This is a genomic window from Pseudomonas sp. Root401, assembly GCF_001425105.1.
GTDB classification, from domain to species: Bacteria; Pseudomonadota; Gammaproteobacteria; order Pseudomonadales; family Pseudomonadaceae; genus Aquipseudomonas; species Aquipseudomonas brassicacearum.
In genome coordinates, this window is record NZ_LMDO01000053.1 from 1 (window position 1) to 4351 (window position 4351).

Here is a 4351-nt window from a genome sequence, read left to right on the forward strand (position 1 = left end):
CGGGGCGTGTTCAAGGGCGTCGACCAAGGTGGCCACCGCCTGGGCCAGGTAAGCGGCGATGCGTTGCGGGTCGATGCCGGTGATGGATTGGGCGGTCACGGAGAAATCGTCGCCTTCATCCGCCACGGCCACTTCGATCGGGTAGTTGGTCCGGGCTTCATTGCTCAGGAAGCGCACGCCGTCCCAGGCCAAGACCTGATCGTCGTTGGCCAGCGAGCCGCCGTCGGTCTGATGACGATAATTGAGCAGCGTGGTGAACAGCGGCAGGCCCGCGCCGACAGCGCTGCAACGTTGCGCCAGGGCCAGGGACGCCTGTTCGTGGGCGAGCAGTTCGCTGAGGTCGCGATAGGTTTCGTCCACCAGCGCGCTGACGCCGAACCCGGCCAGTTGCACCCGTACCGGCAAGGTGTTGATGAACACGCCAAGGGCCCGGTCGGCGCCCAGTGAACCTTGCAGGCGCCCGGCGACCACGGTGCCGAACACCACGTCGTCGCGGCCGGTGCAGCGCCCGAGCACTTGGGCCCAGGCAATATGAAACAGCACGGCCGGCGTCACCCCGGCCAGGCGCGCTTGAGTGCGGATCCGCAGATTCAGGTCGCGGTCCAGACGCACGCTGGTTTCGACCACCTGGGCGCCATCGCCCTGGACGTCCAGCACGCCGAACGGTGCGGTGGGTTCGTCGACACTGGCCAGGCGGCGAGTGAAATAGGTTTCATGGGCCTGGGGCGGCGTGGCTAGCACCTGGGCGACAAACTCGCGATAAGGCATGGGCGTCGGCAAATGGGCGCCCTGGCCCTGCATCAGTTGCTGGATTTCTTCGAGAACGATGCCCAGGGACACGTGGTCGCTGATCATGTGGTGGTCCAGCAGGGCCAGCCACCAGCGTTCGGAGTGCGGATCCTGGGCGATGCAGGCGCGCATCAGGGGGGCCAGTTGCAGATCCAGGCGCAGGTGGCGTGGATCGCTCAAGCGCTCCAGTTGAGTACGCGGATCTTCATCGGCGGCCAGGTTGATGGCTTGGACCGGCAGTACGGCCTGGCGCTGCACCACCTGCACTGGCTGCGGCTGTCCGACCCAATGCACGGCACTGCGCAGAATGTCATGGCGATCAATCACCACCTGCAAGGCGCTGACAAAGGCGTCGAGGCGCGGGCGGTCGTCGAACTCGATCATCGAGCGCACCAGGTAGGCGTCGCCTTCATGCCCGAGCAAATGGTGGAACAGGATGCCCTGTTGCAACGGGGCCAGGGGATAGATGTCCTGAACGTTGGCTGCGCCACCAGGCACGGCGCTGACGATACGCTCCAGTTGCGCCGGGGTCAGTTCCACCAGTGGCAACATATCCGGTGTCAGCGCGGTGCAGTCGGCCGGAATGCGGTTGGCCGGCGCGAGGAACAAGACCTCGTCGTTGCGACTCAGGGCCTGGGCCATTTCCCCCAGGCTGGGGGCGGTGAACACGGTGCGTACCGTGGCGCTCAGGCCATGCTGGCGCAGTCGATCGATCAGGCTCACGGCCAGCAGCGAATGCCCGCCGAGTTCGAAGAACCGGTCATGTCGGCCGACCTTCTCGATGCCCAGCAAGTCTTGCCAGACCGTCGCGACGATCTGTTCGATCTCGCCCCGAGGTGCCTCGTAGGCTCGGCTGGCGAACGCTTCCTGGCCCGGAGCGGGCAAGGCGCGGCGGTCCAGCTTACCGTTGGGTGTCAGCGGCAGAGCCTCGAGTTGGACGAAGGCGCTGGGCACCATGTAGTCGGGCAGGGCTGCCAGCAAGACGCTGCGCAACTGCTCCACCTGCACCGGTTCACCGCACAGGTAGGCGATCAAGCGCTTGCTGTCCGATTGGCCCGGTTGGCTTTCCTGGGCCACCACCACCGCTTCACGCACACCAGCGCAGCCGGCAAGGACGGCTTCGATCTCGCCCAGTTCCACGCGGAAGCCGCGGATCTTCACCTGGTCGTCGTTGCGTCCCAGGTACTGCAGGGTGCCATCGGCCAACCAGCGGCCGAGGTCGCCGGTCTTGTACAGGCGCGCGTCCGGGTCGGTGCTGAACGGGTCGGCGATGAATCGCTCGGCCGTCAACGCCTGGCGATTGAGGTAACCGCGAGCGACACCGACGCCACCAATGTGAATCTCGCCGGCAACTCCGAGCGGGACGAGGTTGCCGCTGGCATCGAGTACGTGCAGTTGGGTGTTGCGCACCGGTTTGCCAATGGAGCGGAAATCATCGTGGTCGCTTTCCATCAGACGGATCGAGGCGTTTACGGTGGCCTCGGTCGGACCGTAGGCGTTGAACAGCGCCGGGCGATGGCCGGCACGGGCGAACCATTGGCTTACGGCCTGCTTGCCCACCGCTTCGCCGCCGATCATGAACTGGCGCAACGAGGCCGGCAGCGGCACATGCTGGTCGCGGCTGACTTGTTGCCAGAACACGGTCGGCAGGTTCGCGACGGTTATCCCATGTTGTTCGCACAGCATGGCGAAGGCCGCGGTGCCGGCAATCCAGGCATCGCTGCGCAGTACCAGGGTGGCACCGGACAGCAAGGCACCAAAGATCTCTTCCACCGACATGTCGAACGTCATGGTGGCGAATTGCAGGACGCGATCACGAGGGTTGAGACCATAGCGTTCTTGCAGGGCACCGATCTGGTTGCACACCGAACGATGTTCGAGCATCACCCCCTTCGGTTTGCCCGTAGAACCGGAGGTGTACATGACGTAGGCCAGGTGCCGGGAGGTCAAGCCTTCGATCCTTGGGTTGTGGTCGTCGCCTGTGGCCGTGTCATCCAGCGACAGTTGCGCAATCTCCAGCGGTGGCAGTTGTTCAGCCAAGCGGCCCTGGGTCAGTAGTACCCGAGGCGAGCTGTCGCTGAGCATGTGCTGCAAGCGGTCCTGCGGATAGTTCGGGTCCAGCGGCACATAGGCACCGCCGGCCTTGAGGATGGCCAGGATGCCAATGATCATTTCGGGGCTGCGTTCCACCAGCAGCGCCACGCGCTCGTCCGGACGCAGGCCGGCGGCGATCAAGCGGTGGGCGATGCGGTTGGCCCGGGCATTGAGTTCGGCGTAGCTGAGCTGGGTGCCCTCCGCCTGGACCGCGATGGCCTGTGACTGGGCCTGCACATGCTCTTCGAACCATTCGTGCACCAGCCGGCCTTCGGGGAAGGGGGCGTGGGTCTGGTTGAAAGCGCCGAGCAACTGCCGACGTTGCAGGTGGTCCAGCAACGGCAGGGTCGCCAGCGGCTGCGCCGCATCGTCGAGCATGGCGTCGAGCAGGTGCAGCAAATGCTGGCCCCAACGGGCGATGGTGCTCTCATCGAACAGGTCGGTGGCGTATTCGAATTGACCGCTGATACGGTCGCCGTCGTCGTTGAGGGACAGGCTCACATCGAACTGGGTGGTGCCGGTGGGCTGGGGCAGCGGCGTCAGGCTCAGGCCGGGCAGNCGCATCGTCGAGCATGGCGTCGAGCAGGTGCAGCAAATGCTGGCCCCAACGGGCGATGGTGCTCTCATCGAACAGGTCGGTGGCGTATTCGAATTGACCGCTGATACGGTCGCCGTCGTCGTTGAGCGACAGGCTCACATCGAACTGGGTGGTGCCGGTGGGCTGGGGCAGCGGCGTCAGGCTCAGGCCGGGCAGCTCCAGGGCTTGGTCGCGCGGGGTATTGCCCAGCACCAACATCGCCTGGAACAGCGGGCTGTGACCGAGGCTGCGTTCCGGTTGCAGGGCTTCGACCACTTGCTCGAACGGCAGGTCCTGATGGCTGTAGGCGTCGAGGGTGGTGGCCTTGATCTGCTCCAGCAATTGGTCGACGCGACTGTGGGCCTGGACGTCGATGCGCAGGGCCAGGGTGTTGACGAAGAAGCCGATCAAGGCCGGTGGTGGCCTTGATCTGCTCCAGCAATTGGTCGACGCGACTGTGGGCCTGGACGTCGATGCGCAGGGCCAGGGTGTTGACGAAGAAGCCGATCAAGGCCTCGGTTTCCCGCCGTGGGCGGTTGGCGACCGGTGTGCCGACCACCACCTGCGGTTGATTGCTCAGGCGCGAAAGCAAGATCGACCAGGCGCCGAGCAGGGTCATGAACGGGGTCAGGCCCTGCTGCTGGCTGAAGCGGCGCAAGCGAACGCTAAGGGGCGCGGGCAACTGCAGCGCCAACGCAGCGCCTTGATAGCTTTGCACTTGCGGCCGTGGATGATCGCTGGGCAGTTCCAGCAGCGCCGGGGCGCCGTCCAGATGTGCTTTCCAGAAACCGATCTGGGTGTGCAGGCGTTCACCTTGCAGGTGCTGCTGTTGCCAGTTGGCGTAGTCGGCGTATTGCAGGGTCAGGGGCGGCAGCGGGTCGTCGAGCTGCT

Annotated in this window: 1 protein-coding gene and 2 pseudogenes; all 3 read right to left on the bottom strand. The window is 65.3% G+C overall.

Annotated elements, in window-relative coordinates; translation table 11 throughout:
- Positions 1-3441 (bottom strand): non-ribosomal peptide synthetase (locus ASC85_RS26055; protein WP_236712411.1); only part of this gene is annotated, 3441 nt, incomplete at both ends.
- Position 3442: 1 nt separating this feature from the next.
- Positions 3443-3769 (bottom strand): annotated as a pseudogene (locus tag ASC85_RS33995) (condensation domain-containing protein); the annotation flags it as partial.
- A gap of 169 nt (positions 3770-3938) precedes the next feature.
- A pseudogene (locus ASC85_RS34000) lies at positions 3939-4334 on the bottom strand (condensation domain-containing protein); the annotation flags it as partial.
- Between the last annotated feature and the right edge of the window lie 17 nt (positions 4335-4351).